The organism is Trueperaceae bacterium, assembly GCA_031581195.1.
GTDB lineage: Bacteria > Deinococcota > Deinococci > Deinococcales > Trueperaceae > SLSQ01.
On record JAVLCF010000198.1, the window covers coordinates 1 to 1963 of the forward strand.

At 73.0% G+C, this 1963-nt stretch carries 1 protein-coding gene; it reads left to right on the forward strand.

What is annotated here, in order from left to right; genetic code table 11:
• Window positions 1-1963 (forward strand): DUF1998 domain-containing protein (locus RI554_11360; protein ID MDR9392612.1); only part of this gene is annotated, 1963 nt, incomplete at both ends.

The window sequence follows — 1963 nt, forward strand, 5'->3', positions numbered from 1 at the left end:
GGCGATGGTCGCCGGGGCGGTCAACGCCCCGCGCATCGACCTCGCCAACGAGGAGCTGGTGCGCGCCCACGTCCACGCCACCTGGCTCGGCGAGACCGGCATCGATCTCGGGAGCAGCATGACTGACGTTGTCGACGTCGCGCAGGAGGACGCCCCCCTCCACGCCAGCGTCCAGGAGAAGGTCGGGGACGCACGCGCCCACGCCCGGGCGCACGACCGCGCCCACCGCATCCTGGCGACGCTCGAGGACGACCTCCGGGGTGCCGCTTGGTGGCACGACGACTGGCTGGAGGAGACCTTGCGGGCGGCCCCCCGCCGGTTCGACGACGCCGCCGGACGGTGGCGGTCGCTGTACCGCGCCGCCGTCACACAGATGGAGCGCCAGCATGCCGTGATCCTGGACGCCAGCGCGAGCAAGGCCAAGCACGACCGGGCGGAACGCCTTCGCCGCGAGGCGAGGACGCAACGCGACCTCCTGACCGAGAGGGGGCCCGCCCTCAGCAGCGACTTCTTCAGTTACCGCTACTACGCCAGCGAGGGGTTCCTTCCCGGCTACGCCTTCCCGCGCCTCCCGCTGTCGGCCTACATCCCCGGGAGCGGCCGCGGGCGGGGACGCGACGACTACCTCTCCCGCCCCCGCTTCCTCGCCCTCCAGGAGTTCGGGCCGCGCGCGTTCGTGTACCACGACGGCGCGAAGTACCGCGTGGACCGGGTCCTGCTTCCCCCGACCGAGGACGGCGACACCGACGTCGCGAACACGGTCGCCAAGCGGTGCGGGGCGTGCGGCTACCTCCATCCCGTCGACGACCGCAGCGACCCGGAGGTGTGCGAACGCTGCGGCGAGGCCCTCGAGCACGCCCTCCACGCGCTGCTGCGCATGCAGAACGTCACGACGCGCCGCGTCGAGCGGATCAACAGCGACGAAGAGGAACGCCAGCGCCAGGGGTACGACGTGATCACGGGCTACCGCTTCACCGAGGAGCGGGGCGAGACGCAGCGCCACACCGCGACCCTCGAGCGGGACGGCGCACCCGTCGCGACCCTCGACTACGGAACGGCCGCGACCCTGTGGCGCATCAACCTCGGGTGGAGCCGCCGCAAGGACCCGCACGACGTCGGGTTCCACCTCGACGTCGAGCGGGGCACGTGGGCGCGCAACCCGCAGGACAAGGACGCGGACCCGAGCGACGACCCGGACGCGGAACCCGAGACGCGCGCCGTCCGCAAGGTCGTGCCGTTCGTCGAGGACCGCCGCAACGCCCTCGTCTGGACGCCCACCGAACCCCTGTCCGCCGAGGCGATGGCGACGCTGCAGGCTGCACTGAAGAACGCGATCCAGATCGCCTACCAGCTCGAGGACGCCGAACTCGCCGCGGAAGCGCTTCCGAACGGCGATCGACGCGACGCCCTCCTGATCTACGAGGCGGCCGAGGGTGGGGCCGGCGTACTGCGGAGCCTCGTCGACGACCCCGCCGCCGTCCCGCGCATCGCGCGCCGCGCCCTCGAGCTCCTGCACTTCGATCCCGCATCGGGGGACGACCGCGGCCAGGCGCCGCGCGCGCGGGAGCGCTGCGAAGCCGCGTGCTACGACTGCCTGATGTCGTACGGCAACCAGTGGGATCACGCGCTGCTCGACCGCTTCCTCGTTCGCGACGCCCTGCTCGAGCTCCGCGACGCCACCCTCCGCAGCGCCCCCGGGCCCGCGTCCCGCCCCGACCACCTCGCGAGCCTGAAGGCCCACTGCGACAGCGAGCTGGAGCGTCGCTTCCTCGACGCGTTGCAGGCCCGCCTGCTCCGGCTTCCCGACGCGGGGCAGGTGAAGGTGGACCTGAACGGACGCGTCGCGAAACCCGACTTCCTCTACCGGGCCCAGGGCGTCCTGGTGTTCGTCGACGGCCCCGTGCACCGGCACGCCGACGTCGCGGCCCGCGACCACGCGATCGAGGACGCCGCCGCCGACGCC